The sequence below is a fragment of the Stenotrophomonas sp. LST15-1-1.1 genome (genome assembly GCF_040815575.1).
GTDB lineage: Bacteria > Pseudomonadota > Gammaproteobacteria > Xanthomonadales > Xanthomonadaceae > Stenotrophomonas > Stenotrophomonas lactitubi_B.
The window spans coordinates 1-390 of record NZ_JBFPNJ010000014.1 but is presented as its reverse complement, the minus strand read 5'-3'; the positions used below and the strand labels follow the sequence as shown (position 1 = coordinate 390).

At 51.0% G+C, this 390-nt stretch carries 1 rRNA gene; it reads right to left on the bottom strand.

Features of this window, described 5'->3' with window-relative positions:
• A 23S ribosomal RNA gene (locus tag MRBLST15_RS10250) occupies positions 1-390 on the bottom strand; the annotation flags it as partial.

Sequence of the window (390 nt, the reverse complement as noted above, 5' to 3'; positions counted from 1 at the left end):
TTATCGTTACTCATGTCAGCATTCGCACTTCCGATACCTCCAGCAGACTTCTCAATCCACCTTCAACGGCTTACGGAACGCTCCTCTACCGCGTACATATAAATATGCACACCCCAAGCTTCGGTTCACTGCTTAGCCCCGTTAAATCTTCCCCGCAGACCGACTCGACCAGTGAGCTATTACGCTTTCTTTAAAGGGTGGCTGCTTCTAAGCCAACCTCCTGGCTGTCTGTGCCTTTCCACATGGTTTTCCACTTAGCAGTGAATTTGGGACCTTAGCTGTGGGTCTGGGTTGTTTCCCTTTTCACGACGGACGTTAGCACCCGCCGTGTGTCTCCCATACAGTCCGTCTCGGTATTCGGAGTTTGCAATGGTTTGGTAAGTCGCGATG